This window comes from Nocardia sp. NPDC005825 (genome assembly GCF_040630175.1).
Taxonomy (GTDB): Bacteria; Actinomycetota; Actinomycetes; order Mycobacteriales; family Mycobacteriaceae; genus Nocardia.
Genome location: NZ_JBEXXC010000001.1, coordinates 786,832 through 805,286, shown reverse-complemented (window position 1 = coordinate 805,286; position 18,455 = coordinate 786,832). Strand labels below are relative to the sequence as shown.

The 18,455-nt window shown below is 68.9% G+C and carries 18 protein-coding genes; 12 read left to right on the top strand and 6 right to left on the bottom strand.

The window, feature by feature from the left end:
- The 4 genes from ABZ382_RS03830 (at window position 1) to ABZ382_RS03815 (ending at window position 3,320) form a co-directional block, all read left to right on the top strand.
- Window positions 1-282 (top strand): transposase, encoded by a 282-nt coding sequence (locus ABZ382_RS03830; RefSeq protein WP_357083494.1) that lies wholly within the window; start codon window positions 1-3, stop codon window positions 280-282.
- Window positions 283-410: 128 nt separating this feature from the next.
- A complete protein-coding gene (locus ABZ382_RS03825) occupies window positions 411-947 on the top strand; it encodes a hypothetical protein (RefSeq protein ID WP_357084036.1) in 537 nt (178 codons plus the stop codon).
- Between the two features lie 37 nt (window positions 948-984).
- The gene (locus tag ABZ382_RS03820; RefSeq protein WP_357083492.1) at window positions 985-2,886 is read left to right on the top strand and encodes a TraM recognition domain-containing protein; all 1,902 of its coding nucleotides are present in this window, start codon (window positions 985-987) and stop codon (window positions 2,884-2,886) included.
- Entirely contained in the window at window positions 2,883-3,320 is a 438-nt protein-coding gene (locus tag ABZ382_RS03815; RefSeq protein ID WP_357083489.1) for a DUF4913 domain-containing protein, read from the top strand. Before ABZ382_RS03820 ends, ABZ382_RS03815 begins: the two co-directional genes overlap by 4 nt.
- Window positions 3,321-3,396: 76 nt before the next feature.
- Here ABZ382_RS03815 and ABZ382_RS03810 read toward each other — a convergent pair whose 3' ends face one another.
- Both ABZ382_RS03810 and ABZ382_RS03805 read right to left on the bottom strand, forming a co-directional pair.
- Window positions 3,397-3,960 (bottom strand): hypothetical protein, encoded by a 564-nt coding sequence (locus ABZ382_RS03810; protein WP_357083486.1) that lies wholly within the window; start codon window positions 3,958-3,960, stop codon window positions 3,397-3,399.
- A gap of 400 nt (window positions 3,961-4,360) precedes the next feature.
- A complete protein-coding gene (locus tag ABZ382_RS03805; protein WP_357083483.1) occupies window positions 4,361-5,218 on the bottom strand; it encodes a peptidylprolyl isomerase in 858 nt (285 codons plus the stop codon).
- Window positions 5,219-5,405: 187 nt separating this feature from the next.
- Between ABZ382_RS03805 and hisS the strand changes: the two genes are divergently transcribed.
- The 3 genes from hisS (at window position 5,406) to ABZ382_RS03790 (ending at window position 8,803) form a co-directional block, all read left to right on the top strand.
- Window positions 5,406-6,686, top strand: coding sequence for a histidine--tRNA ligase (gene hisS, locus ABZ382_RS03800; RefSeq protein ID WP_357083480.1), 1,281 nt, complete (start codon window positions 5,406-5,408; stop codon window positions 6,684-6,686).
- Window positions 6,687-6,897: 211 nt separating this feature from the next.
- A complete protein-coding gene (locus ABZ382_RS03795; RefSeq protein ID WP_357083477.1) occupies window positions 6,898-7,542 on the top strand; it encodes a hypothetical protein in 645 nt (214 codons plus the stop codon).
- Between the two features lie 259 nt (window positions 7,543-7,801).
- Window positions 7,802-8,803, top strand: coding sequence for a malate dehydrogenase (locus tag ABZ382_RS03790; RefSeq protein WP_357083474.1), 1,002 nt, complete (start codon window positions 7,802-7,804; stop codon window positions 8,801-8,803).
- 24 nt (window positions 8,804-8,827) lie between these two features.
- Here ABZ382_RS03790 and ABZ382_RS03785 read toward each other — a convergent pair whose 3' ends face one another.
- Complete coding sequence (locus tag ABZ382_RS03785; RefSeq protein ID WP_357083471.1) at window positions 8,828-9,700, bottom strand: TIGR03619 family F420-dependent LLM class oxidoreductase; 873 nt, start codon at window positions 9,698-9,700, stop codon at window positions 8,828-8,830.
- 215 nt (window positions 9,701-9,915) lie between these two features.
- Between ABZ382_RS03785 and ABZ382_RS03780 the strand changes: the two genes are divergently transcribed.
- Window positions 9,916-10,665, top strand: coding sequence for an SDR family oxidoreductase (locus ABZ382_RS03780; protein WP_357083468.1), 750 nt, complete (start codon window positions 9,916-9,918; stop codon window positions 10,663-10,665).
- Between the two features lie 148 nt (window positions 10,666-10,813).
- Here ABZ382_RS03780 and ABZ382_RS03775 read toward each other — a convergent pair whose 3' ends face one another.
- Window positions 10,814-12,046, bottom strand: coding sequence for a hypothetical protein (locus tag ABZ382_RS03775; RefSeq protein ID WP_357083465.1), 1,233 nt, complete (start codon window positions 12,044-12,046; stop codon window positions 10,814-10,816).
- On the bottom strand, window positions 12,043-12,372 hold the full coding sequence (locus ABZ382_RS03770) for a type VII secretion target (RefSeq protein WP_357083462.1): 330 nt from the start codon (window positions 12,370-12,372) through the stop codon (window positions 12,043-12,045). The genes ABZ382_RS03775 and ABZ382_RS03770 overlap by 4 nt, the downstream gene beginning before the upstream one ends.
- Window positions 12,373-12,599: 227 nt before the next feature.
- Between ABZ382_RS03770 and ABZ382_RS03765 the strand changes: the two genes are divergently transcribed.
- The 4 genes from ABZ382_RS03765 to ABZ382_RS03750 all read left to right on the top strand — a co-directional run bounded on the left by ABZ382_RS03765 (window position 12,600) and on the right by ABZ382_RS03750 (window position 17,800).
- Window positions 12,600-13,586, top strand: a complete 987-nt coding sequence (locus ABZ382_RS03765) for an NAD-dependent epimerase/dehydratase family protein (RefSeq protein WP_357083459.1) — start codon at window positions 12,600-12,602, stop codon at window positions 13,584-13,586.
- Between the two features lie 31 nt (window positions 13,587-13,617).
- The gene (locus ABZ382_RS03760) at window positions 13,618-14,634 is read left to right on the top strand and encodes an Rv2578c family radical SAM protein (RefSeq protein ID WP_357083456.1); all 1,017 of its coding nucleotides are present in this window, start codon (window positions 13,618-13,620) and stop codon (window positions 14,632-14,634) included.
- Window positions 14,635-14,741: 107 nt separating this feature from the next.
- On the top strand, window positions 14,742-16,721 hold the full coding sequence (locus ABZ382_RS03755) for a 2-oxoacid:acceptor oxidoreductase subunit alpha (protein ID WP_357083453.1): 1,980 nt from the start codon (window positions 14,742-14,744) through the stop codon (window positions 16,719-16,721).
- The gene (locus ABZ382_RS03750) at window positions 16,721-17,800 is read left to right on the top strand and encodes a 2-oxoacid:ferredoxin oxidoreductase subunit beta (protein WP_357083450.1); all 1,080 of its coding nucleotides are present in this window, start codon (window positions 16,721-16,723) and stop codon (window positions 17,798-17,800) included. Before ABZ382_RS03755 ends, ABZ382_RS03750 begins: the two co-directional genes overlap by 1 nt.
- 1 nt (window position 17,801) lies before the next feature.
- On the opposite strand, the gene ABZ382_RS03745 is transcribed toward ABZ382_RS03750, so the two are convergent.
- Window positions 17,802-18,344, bottom strand: coding sequence for a hypothetical protein (locus tag ABZ382_RS03745; RefSeq protein WP_357083447.1), 543 nt, complete (start codon window positions 18,342-18,344; stop codon window positions 17,802-17,804).
- Between the last annotated feature and the right edge of the window lie 111 nt (window positions 18,345-18,455).

Sequence of the window (18,455 nt, the reverse complement as noted above, 5' to 3'; positions counted from 1 at the left end):
GTGTCGCCGGAGGTCCGGCAGGCCGCCGTCGAACAGGTCATCGCGCTGACCGGCAAGCTGCGCTCGGAATCCGAGGCGTGCCGGGTGGTGGCCGAACAGATCGGCGTGCACACCAATTCGGTGCGCAACTGGGTGCGTGCCGCCGAGACCCCCGGCCTCGAGCGGATGGACGCGGTCGCTTTGCGCCGCAAGGTGGCGCTGCTGCAACAACAGCTGGCCGCGGCCGCGGAGATGAATCGCTCGCTGGTGGAAACCCTCCACGACGCCAAGCGCGGCACATGAGCCGCTGCCGCGACGATGACCCGAACGGCCGCAACGGGGCTGGACACGCCGAGCACCGAAACCGGCTGGTATGGCGCGCGCGCCGCACCCGGAGACTAGCCTGGAAGGGTGGTCCGATTGGGGTGGTGATGCTGGTGGTGAGCGTCACGATGCTGGCCACCGCCTGTTCCGGCGGCGGCTCGAACGGCGGCGGCTCGAATCCGCCTGCCGGGCAAGCGCCCACGACCACCACCCGGTTGCTGGAGGTCGCGCCCGCGCCCGACCCCACCACCCCCGACGGGGTCGCGGTGGCGGCGCTGCAGCAGATCTACACCTGGAACCCGGCCACCGAATCCGAGGGCGACGCCTTGCGCCGCGCCCGGAAATGGCTGGGCCCCACCCTGATCCGCACGCTGGACAGCCCGTCCACCGCCGTGGACACACCGCGCCCGACGTTGCGGTGGGCCGAATGGGCCAAGGAGAACGCGCACGTCGAGGCGTTCGCGTTCGCCTCCGGCGAGAAGGCGCCCGCGGGCGCCGACCCGAACCGGCAGCAGTACAAGATCGGTATCGAGCAGACGGTCGTCCACCCGGACGGCAAGCGGGAAAAGCTACCCCCGGCCACGGTCGTCGCCACCGTCGTGCGTGGCCCCGGCGGTAGCTGGTTGCTGGACGAATTCCGTTGAGCGGCAACGACTCACAGGTCATCCCAGGAGGATAGAGATGGCGAAGACACCGGTGCAGGACCCGGCGGATCCGGGTCCAGACCGCACCCTGCACCTCGTGTACGCGGGTTTCTATATCTTCGGAACCCTGTGGCTGGCAGTTCAACTGGGCAATCTGCTCAGCTCTCCGCGCCAGAACCTGCCGATCAACCCGATCGCCATCGTCGTCAACCTGATCAAGGGTCAGGTGCGCTGGCCCACGGCCGCCACCGTCATCGTGCTGCTGGTGGTCGCGGGAACGGCGGGCTGGGTGTACTACAAGCGCCACCGCGCCGAGGCCTCGAAGAAGGGCCGTCTGGCCATCGACGACAAGGCCGACCACATGGGGTCCGGCGGCGCGATCAAGGCGCTCACCCTGGCCGGGGTGCGGGAGAAGGCCGGGAAGATGGGCGTGCCGCTGCACACCCACCTCACCGGCGACAAGGTCATCCCCGGTTCGCTCATGCGGCCGGGAGACGCGCTGGTGCCGGGCATTCCGATCGGCATGTCGGTCGCCGACGGCGAGATGATGTACGGCTCCTACGAGGACCTGCAGGTCGACATCTGGGGTCCGCGCCAGGGCAAGACCACCTCCCGCGTCATCCCGGCGGTGCTGGCCGCCATCGGCCCGGTGGTCGTCACCTCCAACAAGCGTGACGTCGTCGATGCCACCCGGGATGTGCGCGCGGGCAAGGGTTCCCCGATCTTCGTCTTCGATCCGCAAGGCGTGGCCCCGGATTCGCACGACTGGCAGGCCCAGCAGGAACCCCAGTGGTACTGGGATCCGCTGGCCTGGGTCGACGTGCACCGCCCGGGCGCCGAGGTGCGCGCGGTCAGCCTGGCCGGGCATTTCTCCGACGCCGAGGGCAGCCCCTCGGCCGGCGGCGGCGCGGACTCCTACTTCGACCCCGAAGCCGAGGACCTGCTCGCGGCACTGTTCCTGGCCGCGGGCCTCGAGGGCAGCAATATCCTGCGCGCGTGGGAATGGGTGAACAACCCGCTCGACACCACGCCCGTGGAGATCCTGCGCCGCAGCGCCAAGCACTACATGGCCGAGGGCCTGGCCGGGCAGTACAACCTCGACGTGCGTACCCGCGACGGCATCTTCGGTGGCGCGAAGGCCATGATCCGCTGCCTGAAACTGCCGCACATCCAGCCGTGGATCATCCCCAACGGCGGCCGCGAACCCTTCGACGAGCTGGCCTTCCTGGAGGGCAACGGCACCCTGTACTGCCTGTCCCTGGAAGGCCGGGGCTCGGCCGCGCCGCTGGTGAGCGCGCTGACCGCGGCGGTCATCGAGGTCGCCACCCACAAGGCCTCCCGCTCGCCCGGCGGCCGCCTGCCGGTGCCGCTGCTGGCCGCGCTCGACGAGGCCGCGAACGTGGTGCGCTGGAAGGATCTGCCGAAGCAGTACAGCCACTTCGGATCTCGCGGCATCGTGGTGATGACGGTGCTGCAGTCCTGGGCCCAGGGCGCGCGCTGCTGGGGACCCGACGGCATGGAAGCGCTGTGGGGCGCGGCCAATATCAAGGTGATCGGCAGCGGCATCGACGACATGGCCTTCCTGCAACAGCGCTCCGAGGCCATCGGCGACTACGACTCGATCGCTCAGTCGGTGTCGGAATCCAAGGGCGGCAAGAGCTATTCGCGTTCGCTGAGCTCCTCGCGGACCTTCAACGCACACGCCCTGGCCACCCTGCCGCGCGGGCGCGCCATCCTGTTCTCCTCCGGCACACCAGCGGTGCTGTTGCGCACCGTCCCGTGGTGGGAGGGCACCGACGCGGCCGCGGTGGAGCGTTCCATCGAGGCGCACGACCCGTCACCGACGAAGAAGACCACCATCGATGATCTGACCAGTCCCGCGCTGATCAAAGAGACAATCCCGGATGTCGCGGCTCCCAAGGAGGTCCGACCGCTGTGAGCGACGAGCAGCACCCCGAGAATTTCCCCTTCGACGACTCCCGTGGCCGTCGTCCCGACGAGCCGCAGCGCATGGTCTACCAGAGCGTGGTCGAGTTCGTCGAGAACTACCTGAGCCTGGTGTACCGCCGGCAGGTGACCGACATCAGCGACACCGTGTGGTGTCCGGAATGGTGGAAGCACGCCGAGGCGGTCGCGCGACTGGACGCCATGTGGCGGGCGTGGGAACACTTCCGCCACGACGGCAAGACCGGACTGAGCGTGTGGTTCCTCGACCACGCCGACCCGCACATGGCGAAGCTGTTCGACCCCAAGGGCCCGTTCAAGTACTGCAGCGTGCGCAACGGGCACAAGGACATGCTGACGCCGCTGCCGCTGAAGTCGCCGCAGCAGGGCCTGTTCAGCAACCCCACCATGGGCGAGTTCCCGCTCTAGGCCCCGGAAACGGATCGTGGCGGATCGCAAGGCGATCCGCCACGGTACACATCACAACGGCCGAAACGACTGGTACTCAGACTCGTTCGCGCGAGCGGGCGCGTTCGCGCTCCCGCTCGTGGGATTCCTGCTCGCGGACGCGACGCTGAGCCGCCTCCTGCTCGCGGATTCGCACGGCGTCCTGAGCGGACTGCGCCTGACCGACTTCCATCAGCATGCGCACCGACTGCAGTTCCGGCGAGATCCCCATCCGCGAAAGATGCTGGGCCAGAGCGGTTCGCCGCTCCACCGAGTCGTACCGGGCGCCACCGCGACCGGCCTGCTGCGCGGCCATGCGGGAGGCCTCGGTCGCCGCCGAGAAGCGATCCTTCTCGAGGGACACGCCACCGCGTTCGAGCGTGGGGCGCTCCAGGATTCGCGAGAGTTCACGGTTACGCGGATCGCGGGCCTTGGCATCGGCCGCCTCACGCAACCGGCGCTCGCGGCCTTCCTTCTGGCGGGCCTCGGTGACCCTCACACGCGCTTCCGCTTCCTTCTGGCCACGTTCCCGGGTGCGCAGCGCGACAAGTGTCGCGAGCTGCAACATTTGCCTCATCATCGCCGCCGTTTCGCGGCCGATGTCGTCGAGTTCCTCGGCCATTGCCTGCTCCCCGATGCTGCAGTTGGATCACTATGGATGATGGTGCTTCGTCACGGACATCGCTACACGAACGGTGGTTGCGCATAGGTCGTCCCGCCTGCAAACGCGGACACCCGGAGAACATGGGGCGAAGCGCCGGCCCGAGTGGGGATTGCCCGATGGGCTTTACTTCGCCTTGGTACTCCGTTCTACGAGATTACCAGCGAAAACTCCGAAACCGCCGTACGCGCGCGTCGCGATCCAGCATATATCGCACAATTCCGGCAGGTGAGGGAAAACTCAGGATTTTCTTTGGTTAGGGAAGCCTTAGGCGAGAGGTTCAACGGGACCTTCCCGAGACTTTCGCCGGAAAAGCAACGGCCCCGGCGCGATTCGCGCCGGGGCCGAAATACCATGCTGGTCAGTTGATTTGGACCGACTGGATGTTCACATCCATGGCCGGCTTGCCATCCTGACCGCCGCCCGCGACGCCGCCCTTGGCGATCTTGTCGAGGGTGGCCAGCCCGGCCTCGTCGACCGTGCCGAAGATGGTGTACTGCGGCGGCAGCTGGGAATCGCCGTAGACCAGGAAGAACTGGCTGCCGTTGGTGCCCGGGCCGGCATTGGCCATGGCCAGCACGCCGCGCTTGTACTCGACCGGGAACTGCGCGGCCTGATCGGTCGGCCCGTACTGGTCAGTCGGGTACTCGTTGTCGAATTCGTAACCGGGGCCGCCCATTCCGGTGCCGGACGGGTCGCCGCACTGCAGCACCTGCAGACCCTTACCGGTGGTCATGCGGTGGCAGCTGGTCGCGTCGAAGTACTTCTGCTTGGCCAGCGACTCGAAACTGTTGACCGTGCAGGGGGATTCGCCCGGATTCAGGGACATGGAGATGGGGCCCTGATTGGTGTCCATGGTGGCCTTCACCTGACCGGCGGTGGTGATGTTGGCCGTGCCCGGCGCGCTCACCGCCTTGTCGGCGGGCTTCTGCGACGGACGGTACTCACAGCTCACCGAGGCCGGCTTGGCCTTCGCGGCCGGCGGGGGAGCGGCGGTCAGCGAGGCGTCGGGCGTCTCGGACGCCTTCGCGCTCGTGCTGTTGTCATCGCCCTTGGTCAGGAAGTAGATGCCGACACCGGCCGCCACGGCGACCACGACGCCCAGCGCCGACGCCGCGATGGTGAGCTGCTTGCGCTTGCGCGCCCGCTGGGCCCGGTTCTCGAGTTGACGCTCCAGCTTCCGTTTCGCCGCAGCGCGTCGCTGTTCATTGCTCGGCACTAACTGTCCCTCCGTGAACGGTCGGTATCTGATGTCTGCACAGACAGGGGCCGTCAGCACGAACGAGCCCGTCAGCCCAGCGGCCGCGGCAGACATTACCTGCATTCGCTGAGAAAAACCTACATATGAGGGCCGGGCCGGTAACCGGTTGGACTTGGCGCGCGGCCGTGGTGGAAACTTGACAATCGTGACCAAGACCAGCAGCTTCAGTGCCCCGAGGGGGGTCCCCGACTACCTGCCCCCCACCTCCGCGGAGTTCGCCGCCGTCCGTGACGGACTGGTGGAGACCGCGCGACTGGCCGGATACGGGCATGTCGAGCTGCCGGTTTTCGAAGAGACCGCCCTGTTCGCGCGCGGTGTGGGGGAGTCGACCGACGTCGTCTCCAAGGAGATGTGGACCTTCGCCGACCGCAACGGCGAGAGCTTCACCCTGCGCCCCGAGGGCACCGCGGGCGTCATGCGCGCGGTCATCCAGAACGGCCTCGACCGCGGCCCGCTGCCGGTCAAGCTCTGCTACGCCGGACCCTTCTTCCGCTACGAGCGCCCGCAGAAGGGCCGCTACCGGCAGCTGCAGCAGGTCGGCGTGGAGGCCATCGGCATCGACGACCCGGCCCTGGACGCCGAGGTGATCGCCATCGCCGACGCCGGGTTCCGCAACCTGGGCCTGACCGGCTTCCGGCTCGAGATCACCTCGCTCGGCGACGAGACCTGCCGCCCGCAGTACCGGGAACTGCTGCAGGAATTCCTCATGAAGCTCCCGCTCGACGAGGAGACCCGCCGCCGCGCGCTGATCAACCCGCTGCGCGTGCTCGATGACAAGCGTCCCGAGGTCAAGGAGATGACCGCGGACGCGCCGCTCATGATCGACCACCTGTCGGAGTCCGCCAAGACCCACTTCGAGCAGGTGCTCGGCTACCTCGACGCGCTCGGCGTGCCGTACGTGGTCAACCCGCGCATGGTGCGCGGGCTCGACTACTACACCAAGACCACCTTCGAATTCGTGCACGATGGACTCGGCGCGCAATCGGGCATCGGCGGCGGCGGCCGCTACGACGGGCTGATGGCCGAACTCGGCGGGCAGGCGCTGTCGGGCATCGGCTACGGCATCGGCGTCGACCGCACCGTGCTCGCGCTCGAGGCCGAGGGCAAGACCGCCGTCGACGGGCCGCGCGTGCAGGTCTTCGGCATCCCGCTCGGCGACGTCGCCAAGCAGCGCCTGGTGGTGCTGGCCGCCGACCTGCGCAAGGCCGGGATCCGCGTCGACCTCGCCTACGGCGGGCGCGGTATGAAGGGCGCGATGAAGGCCGCCGACAAGTCCGGCGCCCGGCTCGCGCTGGTCCTGGGTGACCGCGAGGTTGCCGACGGCGAGATCGGGCTCAAGGACCTCGGCAGCGGCGAACAGCGGCAGATCCCGCTGGACGAGGCCGTCGCCCAGGTCGCGGCCGCCCTTGCGGGCGAACAGGATTGATCGCGTACGCCGGTCCCGGGGTCAGGAGTCGCTGACCCCGGGTACCCGCGTAGGCGCGGTCGGTTTGTTACGGCCTCGGGAACGCCGAACCCAATACGCGAGTGGGCGGGTGCGAATCGGGGTATTGGGTTAAGGCCTGCTGATATACCGCACCGGGCCGTGCGTGCCGCCGGTACGCGCGACCCCTCGATACCTGGACGAATGCACTCCTGTGACTCATGAATCGACGCCGGGATCCGGCGAGGTCGGCCTCGACCTGATCGCCCCCGAACTGCTGGCCCCCGCGCTGCGCAAACTCACCCTGGCCGCGCTCGGCATCGGCATCGGGGTCGGCCTGCTGATGGCGCTGTTCGTGCACTGGCCGACCGCCCTCGCGGCCGGTCTGGTCCTGGGCGCACCGACCGCCCTGTACGCCATGGCCGTGCAACGCCGCCGGATCACCGTGTCCGGCACCGTCATCCACGCCCGCACCTGGCGCGGGGAACGCCACCTCGACCTGGCCGCGGCCGCCGCCGTGGAGATCGTCGTCCACCCCGGCAAGATCAGCCGCATCGTGCTGCGCGTCACCGTGGGCCCCGACACCCAGATCGTGCCGTTGGCCATCTACAGCGACTCCGGCAGCGGCCGCGAACTCCACATCCTGGGCCTGCGCAAACTCGCCGACGCGCTGGCCGGATGCCCGCTCGCCGCCGCCCTGGCCATCTCCGGGATGCTGGTCCAGCAACTGCGCGCCGAGGCCCGCGACGCCAATGCCGAGGAACGCCCGCTCTACCGTGCTGTCCGGCTGGTCCGCGCTCGCGACGAAGCCGGGACGATCGTCCTCGCCGACTCCGATATCGCCGACCTGGCGCGCTGACCGGCTTCTGCGCTGCTATTCGCAAGAGAGCGCTCCCGTTCGCAGGAGCCTTCGCGCCGGTTCGGGTGCCACCTGTGTCAGGTGCCTGTCGCGGGGAACAATGCTCGGCGCTGTCCCCACGCCGACGTGCGGTTCGGTCTCGCCGGCGGCGTGTGATGCGGTTTCCCGAGTGATGTTCCCTTGCTCACGGCCGGGGTTCGCGCGATGTGAGCGTCGATAGGCTCGGGGAGAGATCAGCCGCTATCGCGAGGAGATCGCCGTGAGCAATGTTGCGCCAGTGACCGTCACCGTGACCGGAGCCGCCGGGCAGATCGCCTACGGCATGCTCTTCCGCATCGCCTCCGGAGCCCTGCTCGGGGAGTCCACGCCGGTGCGCCTGCGGCTGCTCGAGATTCCCGCCGCCGTCGGATCGCTCGAGGGCGTCGCGATGGAACTCGAGGACGGCGCGTTCCCGCTGCTGGCCGGAATCGACATCGCCGACGACCCGTGGCTCGGATTCGAGGGCGCCAACATCGCCGTTCTGGTGGGGTCGCGGCCGCGCAGCGCGGGGATGGAGCGCGCCGACCTGCTGGCCGCCAATGGCCCGATCTTCACCGATCAAGGCGCGGCCATCAATGCCAACGCCGCCGACGACGTCCGGGTGCTGGTGGTCGGGAACCCGGCCAACACCAACGCCTACATCGCCATGAACAACGCCCCCGACGTTCCCGCCGAGCGGTTCACGGCCCTCACCCGCCTCGACCACAATCGCGCGATCGCGCAGGTGGCCGCGAAGACCGGGGCCGCGGCCGCCGACATCGCGCGGATCACGGTGTGGGGCAACCACTCCGCGACCCAGTACCCCGACCTGGCGCACGCCACCGTCGGCGGCCGCGACGCGCTCACCGTCATCGACGATCCCGCCTGGGTGACCGGTGATTTCGTGCCCACCGTCCAGCAGCGCGGCACCGCCATCATCGCCGCGCGCGGCGCGTCCTCGGCGGCGAGCGCGGCCAGCGCCGCCATCGACCACATCCACGACTGGGTGCTGGGCACCGCTGCCGGCGACTGGACCTCGATGGCCGTGCCCTCGGACGGCTCCTACGGCGTGCCCGAGGGACTGATCAGTTCGTTCCCGGTGACCTGCGCCGACGGCGAGTACACCATCGTGCCGGACCTGGAGATCGGCGAATTCGCCCGCACCCGAATCGATCACAGCGTCGCCGAACTGGTCGGCGAACGCGACGCCGTGATCGACCTGGGCTTCGCGAAGAAGGCGTGATCAGCCCCCGTCGAGCGGGAGAGTTCAGCTCAGCTTGGCGATCACGTTGTCGCCGTACCACTTGATCTTGGTGATCTTCTCTTCCAGGGTCTCGGTGTCCTGCTCCTTGGCGTAGGAGTTGCGGAAACCGACGATCAGGTCGGTGATGCCCTTCTCCTCGCAGCGCTTGACCCCGTCGGGGGTGTAGCCGTCGTAGGAGACCGCGTGGATCTCGAAGTCGCCCTTGTGGTCCCGCTCGGCGCGCAGCTCGTTGATCCGGGCCAGGTACTTGTCCAGCTCCTCGGCATTGCCGCCGGCGTGCATCCAGCCGTCGCACAGGCGGACCGCGCGGCGCAGCGCGGCGTCGCTGTGGCCGCCGAGCAGGATCGGCAGCGGCTCGGTGGGGGCGGGGGTGAGCTTGATCTTCGGGATGTCGTAGAACTCGCCGTGGTACTCGAAGTACTCACCGGTCGACAGACCGCGCACGATCTCGATGCACTCGTCGATGCGCTTACCGCGCTTCTCGAACGGGACGCCCATGATCTGGAAGTCCTCCGGCCACGGGCTGATGCCCACGCCGAGCGCGAAGCGGTTGTTGCTCAGCCGGGCCAGCGAGCTGGCCTGCTTGGCGACCAGCACCGGCGGGCGGATCGGCAGCTTGAGCACGAACGGGGTCTGACGCAGCGTGGTGGTGGCCGCCGCGATGGCCGCCGACAGCACGAAGGTCTCGATGAACGGCTTCCCGTCGAGGAACTCGCGATTGCCGTCCGCGGTGTAGGGATACTTCGAATCCGACTCGGCCGGGTAGGCGATGCTGTCGGCCACGGTGATGCTGTGGAACCCGGCGGCTTCGGCAGCCTGAGCGAGGGGGATGTAGTAATCCGGGTTGGTCATCGCCTCCGCGTAGGTGAAGCGCATCGATCGTCCTCTCGACAGTGAGCAGTGCCAAAAAACTAGAACCGATTCTAGTTTTGCGACTGATGCTAGCGCCACCTTCGCCAAAAGGCATCAGTTCCGGGACGATCCGGACAGTCAACCCACCCGCCGGACGCCCCGCCGCTGTCGTCCCGGTAGCCGAGATGATCCGCGGCCGGGGCTTGCTGGATTGTTCTGCCTCTTGTTCTAATCGCCGCATGACCATCGCCATCACCGGCTCCGGTTCCGGCATCGGCGCGGCCACCGCCGCCGCCCTGCGTGCCGCCGGGCACGACATCATCGGCATCGACCTGCGCAACGCGGACATCACCGTGGACCTCACCGATGCCGACGCCCGCAACGCCGCGGTCGAAGCGGTGCTCGAACGCTCCGGCGGCAGCCTCGACGGCCTGATCCTCTGCGCCGGCGTCGGCCCCCAGGTGCCCGACCCCAACCTGGTGGTGGAGATCAACTACCGGGCCACCGTCGCCCTGCTCGACGCCCTGCTGCCCGCCCTCACCAAGGGCGAAAACCCTGCGGCCGTGGTGGTTTCGTCCGTCGCCTCCACCCACATCAAGTGGGAGGACAACCCGATCGCCACCGGCGCCGAGGCCGAGGCCTTCGCCCAGGCCGGGGACTACGCGGGCAGCTACGCCTACGCCGCCTCCAAGAACGCCGTCACCGTCGCCGTGCGCGAGCGCGCCGTCGAGTGGGGCGCCGCCGGCGTCCGCCTCAACACCGTCGCCCCCGGCAGCGTCGACACCCCGCTGCTGCAGGCCGGGCTCGACGACCCGCGCTACGGCGACGCCATCCGCAACTTCGTCTCCCCGATCGGCCGCAACGGCCGCGCCGAGGAGATCGCCTCGCTCATCGCCTACCTCATGGGTCCGCAGGCCGGATTCATCCACGGTTCCCAGTTCGTCATCGACGGCGGAGTCGACGCGCAGGCGCGCCCGACCGCGGTGTAACCCACCGCGGCGTGCGCGAGCGCGCCCTGAAACGGTGGCCGAGCCCGCGGGGTGTACATCCGCTTTCGGTCTCCACCGATGCCGCGGTGGTCTGGGTACCCGTCCAGATCACCGCGGCATCACCCTTTTCCGGAGTGATCGGGTTGCCTCAGAGCTGATCGGGCTCGGCGGCATCGGCCGGATCCCCGGCATCGCCGATCACGCCCGGGGCGAAGGCGCCCAGATTGCCGGTGAGTTCGCTGTCGGCCGTGGGACTTCGGTGCGGCTGCACCGTCCGGCCGTGCTGTGCGTCGCCCGCGCCTTTGCCCGCACCCGCCGCGGCGGGCGCGCCCACGAAGCCTGAACCCGCTGGTCCGGCCAGGCTGGGGACACCGGCCGCGCCCACGCCGAACGGATTCGCGGGATCGGTTGCCTTGCCGCCCGGAATCGACGAACCCGGTCCGCCGGGAGCCGCTGACAAACCACCGCCGAGACCGCCACCGCTACTTCCGAGGCTGCCACCCCCACCGCCGATACCGGCTGCGGAGGTGTCCGGCAGCCCGCCCGAGAGATCCGGTCCGGTGGGATCGCCGAGCGTGGAAGTCGCTGCCTGCGCACCGCTTTCGAGCAACCTCGCGGCCTGCTCCAGAATCGGCCGGCCCACATTCCGCGCCAGGGCCTGGGCGACCTCCTCCGGACTCGGGCCGCCGCCCTGCCCTGCCAGCTGCCCGATCAGTCCCTGCACCCGTGCGGTGCAGACCGACAGCTCACCGCGGGTGGTGTTCACGACCGTCACCGCCTCCCCGAGATGCCGGGTGGCCGAGGCGATCAGCGTCGTCTGGCCGAGCGGGGTCAGGATCAGCGGGGCCAGCGCGGTGGCCTCCGTGGCGAAGGCCTGCGCGATGGCGGTGAGCTGGATATTGCCGCGCTGCACCACGGCCGCGGCCTGATCGGTGATCGCCGACAGCTCGAAACCGCGCTGGGCGGTCTCCTGCCCGTGATCCCGGGCCTGCCGGCCCGACTCCTGCGCGCCCTGGGAAGCCTTTCCCTGCCACAGGGATTCGACTGTGGTCAGCGCCCCGCCGCCCACTTGCACCGCGGACTCGATGACCTTCGACCCGGTGCTCAGCACCGTGGTCGGATTCAGCTGGCCCAGCACCCCGGTGCCGAACGCTTGCAACAGCTGCAGGAACGGCGCGAACAGTGCGTCCAGCCCCGGAATCGCGGGCAGCGCCGAACACTTCATCGGATCGCCGGCCGGATCGGCGGGCAGTGGCAGCACGCCGACTGCGAGCTCCGGAATCGGGCCGGGTGAGACGACGTTCACGCGCCGCGTTCCCATCGCGCCGGGGTCCGGACCCGCCGGGCCGACTCCGATGACGCCCGAGTCGAGCGGCGTCATGCCTGGTCGCCGATCTGTCCGGTGGCCGCGCCGAGCCCGCCAGCGAAGTCGGCGTCGGTGCTCTCGTAGGTGGCCGCCGATCCGAAGGCCGCCTGGCCGAGCTCGGCGAAGCGGCCGGAGAGGGCGTTGATATCGCGGTCGTGCAGGAGTTCGGCGACGGCGTAACCGGCCAGGAAGTCCGCGCCGATGAGTCCGAAGACCGGGGCCATGGCCGCGACGTGGGTGACGGTGTCCAGACCGCCCTGGGCTGCGATGTCGGTGGCGATGCCGTCCTGGGTGGCGGCGAAGGCGCGGACCGCACCCGTGTCGACCGAAAGATCGGCCATGTCAGGACCCCCCTAGCGTCGTGGACATGCGGGAGCCGAATATAACCCCTCGAGCGTCCAGCCCGGCGTGGCGTCCGCGGCCGCTCCGGCACGTCGGCGTCGCCGCTTCGGCGTGTCGGCCGTCGCCGTACCGGCCCGGCGTCCGCGCGCGGCTGTGATCCGGTCCGCAAGCGGGCCGTAATGTGACCGTTCTTGCAAATTAGAACAAGTTCTATATTCTTCTGACCATGAAGGTCGCAGTCACCGGCGCTGCCGGGTTCCTTGGCACCAATTTGCTTCGCCTGCTTACTGATCGCGGTCACGAGGTCACCGCCATCGACCGGGTCGCCGGTGCCACCCAGCCCGGGGTGACCTGGGTGAACGGTGACGTGCTGGATCCGGTCTCGATGCGGTCCGCGCTCGACGGCGCCGAGGTGATCTACCACCTGGTCGCGCTGATCACCCTGGCCCACAAGAACGATGTCGCCTGGCGGGTCAACACCGAGGGTGTGCGCGTCGTCGCCGAGGCCGCGCTCGAGGTCGGCGCGCGCCGCATGGTGCACACCAGCTCCATCCACGCGTTCAACCAGTACTCCTGCGGCGGCGTCATCAACGAGCGCTCGCCGCGGTCGATCGACCCGGATCTGCCGGTGTACGACCGGTCCAAGTGGCAGGGCGAGATCGAGCTGCGCTCGGTCATCGACAAGGGCCTGGACGCGGTCATCTGCAACCCGACCGGTGTGTACGGCCCGATCGACAACACCGCCTCGCGCATCAACACCACGCTGTGGGACGCCGCGCGCGGCCGCGTGCCGGTCATGATCAGCGGCGGCTTCGACCTGGTCGACGTGCGTGACGTCGCCACCGGCCTGGTCCTGGCCGGCGAGCGCGGCCGCACCGGCGAGAACTACCTGCTCGGCGGCCACTTCACCGATATGTTCCAGGCCACCCGCACCGCCGCGGAGGTCAACGGGAAGATGAAGCCCGCCTTCGCCATCCCGGCCAAGGTGATCAACGCCTGCATGCCGGTCATGGAGCCGGTGGCCAAGGCCTTCGGCAGCGACCGCATCTCCAAGGCCGCCATGGGCGCGCTGCTGGCCGCCCCGATCGTCGAGCACACCAAGGCCACCGAGGAACTCGGCTACCGTCCGCGGCCCGCCGAGCAGACCATCCGGGACCTGGTCGCCTTCTACAACGGGCAGCCGATCGAGGCCGACACGCAGAAGATTGCTTGACACTCGTTAGAACACATGTTCGACTGGGGTGGTGCGTTGGCAAAGGCAAACCCTCGGCGCCGATGACGGCGCGCTCCCCGGCCTCGAACGTGCGGGTTTCGTACGCAGCGTACAGACACCCGAGTTCGAGGGCATCACGTTCCATGAGGTGCTCTGCAAGAGTGCGCTGAACCGGGTGCCCGACAGCGGCACCCTCCCGTTCAGCTGGACCATCAACCCCATGCGCGGGTGCTCGCACGCGTGCCGCTACTGCTTCGCCCGCGGCACGCACGAGTACCTGGATTTGGACGCGGGCGCCGACTTCGACTCCCAGATCGTGGTCAAGACCAATGTCGTCCCGATCCTGCGGCGTGAGCTGCACAAACGGTCCTGGCGGCGCGAACAGGTCGCGCTGGGCACCAATACCGATCCGTATCAGCGCGCCGAGGGCCGCTATCGGCTGATGCCGGGCATCATCACCGCGCTCGCCGAATCCGGGACCGGATTCTCCATCCTCACCAAGGGCACCCTGCTGCGGCGGGACCTGCCGCTGCTGGTCGAGGCCGCCGGGCAGGTACCGGTGGAGCTCGCGGTGTCGATCGCCATCCTGGACGAGGAACTGCATCGCGGGCTCGAGCCCGGCACGCCGTCGCCGCGGGCGCGGCTGGAACTGGTGCGCGCGCTGTCGGATGCCGGATTCGCCGTGAATGTCATGGTGGCTCCGGTGATTCCGTACCTCACCGACTCCCAGGCGCATCTGGACGCGCTCTTCGCCGCCATCGCCGAGGCCGGGGCCGCCCGTGTCACGGCGTTCCCCATGCATCTGCGCGGGTCCACTCGCGGCTGGTTCCTGGCCTGGCTGGCCGAGGCCCACCCGGCGCTGTTGCGCCGCTACCGGCAACTGTATGGTCGGGGAACTTCGGTGACACCGGAGTATTCTGCGTGGCTACGCGGTCGCATCGAGCCGCTGCTGGAGAAACACCGTTTGAACCGTGATCGACCGGCCGAGCCCGAGGTTCGCGCCGCCGAATCGCACACGCCCGACCCGCAGTTGGCGTTGTTCGCCTGACGGCGGTTCTTTTGATCGAAACCATTGCGCTTCACGGGTGTGTCGCGAATATTGCGGAGTAGTTTGGCGTTGGTACCTCACATCTGACGAGGAAGTGATGCACGCGCATGGCTCAGGCAAAGGACACCGTGCAGCATGACGACTCTGCGGCGGCCGGAAACGGTGACGGCTCAGGGAAATTGGCGGTGGAGAAACTGGAACGGGTCGTCATCCGCTTCGCGGGCGACTCCGGTGACGGCATGCAGCTCACCGGTGACCGGTTCACCCACGAGGCCGCCGCATTCGGCAATGATCTTGCCACCCAACCGAATTTCCCCGCCGAGATCCGCGCACCCCAGGGCACGCTGCCCGGTGTGTCGTCGTTTCAGATTCAGATCGCGGACTACGACATCCTGACCGCCGGTGACCAGCCCGACGTGCTGGTCGCGATGAATCCCGCTGCGCTGAAGGCGAATCTGGAGGATTTGGCGCGCGGGGCGACGGTGATCGTCAATACGGACGAATTCACCAAACGCGCACTGGCGAAGGTCGGATACGCGGGGGATCCGCTCACCGATGACACCCTGACCGATTTTGTCGTGCACCGGGTGCCGATGACGTCCTTGACGCTCGGTGCAACCGAACCGACCGGTGTGGGTAAAAAGGATGGGCAGCGCGCGAAGAATATGTTCGCGCTCGGCTTGCTGTCCTGGATGTACGGGCGGCCCATCGGCGGTACCGAACAGTTCATGCGGGAGAAATTCGCCGCCACGCCCGATGTCGCCGAAGCAAATATCCTCGCATTTCGGACAGGGTGGAATTACGGCGAAACCACCGAGGCGTTCGCCACCACCTACGAGGTGGCCCCCGCGACGCTCCCGGCGGGCACCTACCGGCAGATCACCGGCAACACCGCGCTCGCCTACGGCATCGTCACCGCCGGGCAGTTGTCCGGGCTGCCGGTCTTCCTGGGTACCTACCCGATCACCCCGGCCTCGGACATCCTGCACGAACTGAGCAAGCACAAGAACTTCGGCGTCACCACCTTCCAGGCCGAGGACGAGATCGCCGGAATCGGCGCGGCCCTGGGGGCCTCTCTGGGCGGGGCGCTCGGGGTGACCAGTACGTCCGGCCCCGGCCTGGCGCTCAAAAGCGAGACCATCGGCCTGGCTGTCATGACCGAACTGCCGCTGGTGATCATCGACGTGCAGCGCGGCGGCCCGTCCACCGGTCTGCCCACCAAGACCGAACAGGCCGATCTGCTGCAGGCGCTCTACGGGCGCAATGGCGAATCCCCGGTGCCCGTGGTCGCGCCGCGCTCGCCCGCGGACTGCTTCGACGCCGCCGTGGAGGCCGCCCGCATCGCCCTCACCTATCGCACGCCGGTGCTGCTGCTGTCGGACGGTTCCATCGCCAATGGTTCCGAGCCGTGGGCGATTCCGCGTGTCGATCAGCTCGCCCCGATCGACCCGGCCTTCGAACCCGCGGGCGCGCAGGACGATTCGTTCCAGCCCTACGCGCGCGATCCCGAGACCCTGGCCCGGCCGCTGGCGGTGCCCGGCACCGTGGGCCGCGCGCACCGCATCGGCGGGCTCGAGAAGGCCGACGGCAGCGGCAATATCTCCTACGAACCGGCCAATCACGAACTCATGGTGCGGTTGCGGCAGGCCAAGATCGACGGCATCGCGGTGCCCGACCTGCTGGTGGACGATCCCGGCGGCCACGCCGAACTGCTGCTCATCGGGTGGGGCAGTTCCTACGGTCCGATCGGCGAGGCCTGCCGGCGGGCGCGCCGGCGCGGGGTGCCGGTGGCGCAGGCGCACCTGCGGCATCTGAATCCCTTCCCGCCCAACCTCGGTGAGGTGCTGCGCCGCTACCGCACCGTGGTCTGCCCGGAGATGAACGGCGGCCAGCTGGCCATGCTGCTGCGCGCCCGCTACCTGGTCGACGTGCAGCCGTGGACCAAGGTGGCCGGCACCGCCTTCCAAGCACAGGAACTGGTCGGCGTGATCGACGCGGCCCTGGACGGCTCCATCGCGGAGATGGAACAGGACAAGGCCTTCGCCGCACGGGCGCGCGCGACCTACCGCAATCCAGGGGGCAAGTGATGACCATTCTCGAAAACCTGGTCGTGGGCGCCGATCTGGGCCTCACCGGACTGGCCGGGGTGCCGCGGGCGGCGGGCCCGCAGAAGGCCAAGGACTACACCTCCGATCAGGAGGTGCGCTGGTGCCCGGGCTGCGGCGACTACGTCATCCTCGCCACCGTGCGCGGGTTCCTGGCCGAGCTGGGCCTCGAGCGCGAGAACCTCATGTTCGTCTCCGGCATCGGCTGCTCGAGCCGGTTCCCGTACTACCTGGAGGCGTACGGGATCCACTCCATCCACGGCCGCGCCCCGGCCATCGCCACGGGGATGGCGGTCACCCGGCCCGACCTGTCGGTCTGGGTGGTGACCGGCGACGGTGACGCGCTCTCCATCGGCGGCAACCACCTCATCCACGCCCTGCGCCGCAATGTGAACATGACGATCCTGTTGTTCAACAACCGGATCTACGGCCTCACCAAGGGCCAGTACTCGCCGACCTCGGAGACCGGCAAGGTCACCAAGTCCACCCCGATGGGCTCGATCGACCACCCGTTCAACACCCTGTCGGTGGCGCTGGGCGCGGAGGCCACCTTCGCGGCCCGGGCCCTGGACTCCGACCGGGCCGGGCTGACTGAGGTGCTGCGGGCCGCCGCCGAACACCGCGGCACCGCGTTCGTGGAGATCCTGCAGGACTGCCCGATCTTCAACGACGGCTCCTTCGACGCGCTGCGCCGCGAGAACGCCGAATCGCATCTGGTCCGGCTGCGGCACGGCCAACCCATCCGTTTCGGCGCGGACGATGAATTCGCCGTGGTCCGTGACGGTTTCGGCCTGAAGGTGGCGCGCGCCGACAGCATCCCCGACTCCGACATCGTGGTGCACGACGCCTACACCGACCAGCCCGAATACGCCTACGCCCTGTCGCGGCTGTCCGACCAGGACCTCACCCACGTGGTGACCGGCGTCTTCCGCAGCGTCTCCCGCCCCACCTACGACGACGGCGTCCGCGCGCAGCTCGGCACCGCCGTCGAACGCAAACCGGTGAGCCCGAACTCCTTGCAGGAGTTGCTCACCGGCAACGAAACCTGGACGGTCGGCTGAGTTATCGGGCCGGAGTGAAGGCGTTCAGCAGGCGCTGGAACAGATCGTCGAAGCGCTTGCGGGACGCCTTCTGCTCGTCACTGAGGCCGTCGGTGATCTCGGGCGCGTACACGATCAGATGCAGATCCTGGTCGCGGTGCTCGGGCATGTAATCGATGATCGAGGTGCCCTTGTCGGTGGCCTCGGGGGTCCCCATATCGGCGGTGACCAGCGCCTTCATCTCGGTCGCCGCCGCGCTCAGGACATCGGCGGGCACCTTCCCGTCGACCGGCTGCGCGGTGGGATCGGACCGCTTCACCGCGCGCCCGTCCGGCTGCACCTCGAGTGAGGGCCGCAGATCGGTCCGGGTCTGCCAGCCCGCGGGCAGGGCGGTGAGCGTGAACAGCGCCGGGGGAGCGGCCGCCGCCGGTCGCACCCCCGCGAATCCGCCCGCGCCCGTGAGCAACACCGCACACGCCGCCGCCGTCAGCGCGGCCCGCCACCCGCGCCGCCGCACCGCGATCCCCGCCATGCCGAGTCGTCCCGCCACCCCTGCCGTTCCCATCGCATCCCTCCGAGTCCCCGGCGAGCGTGCGCCCGCCGCCCGCAGATTGTTGCCCCGCGCCCATCCCGGCGCGCAGCGCCACGCCGACGCCGCACCGGAAGGAGACACGGC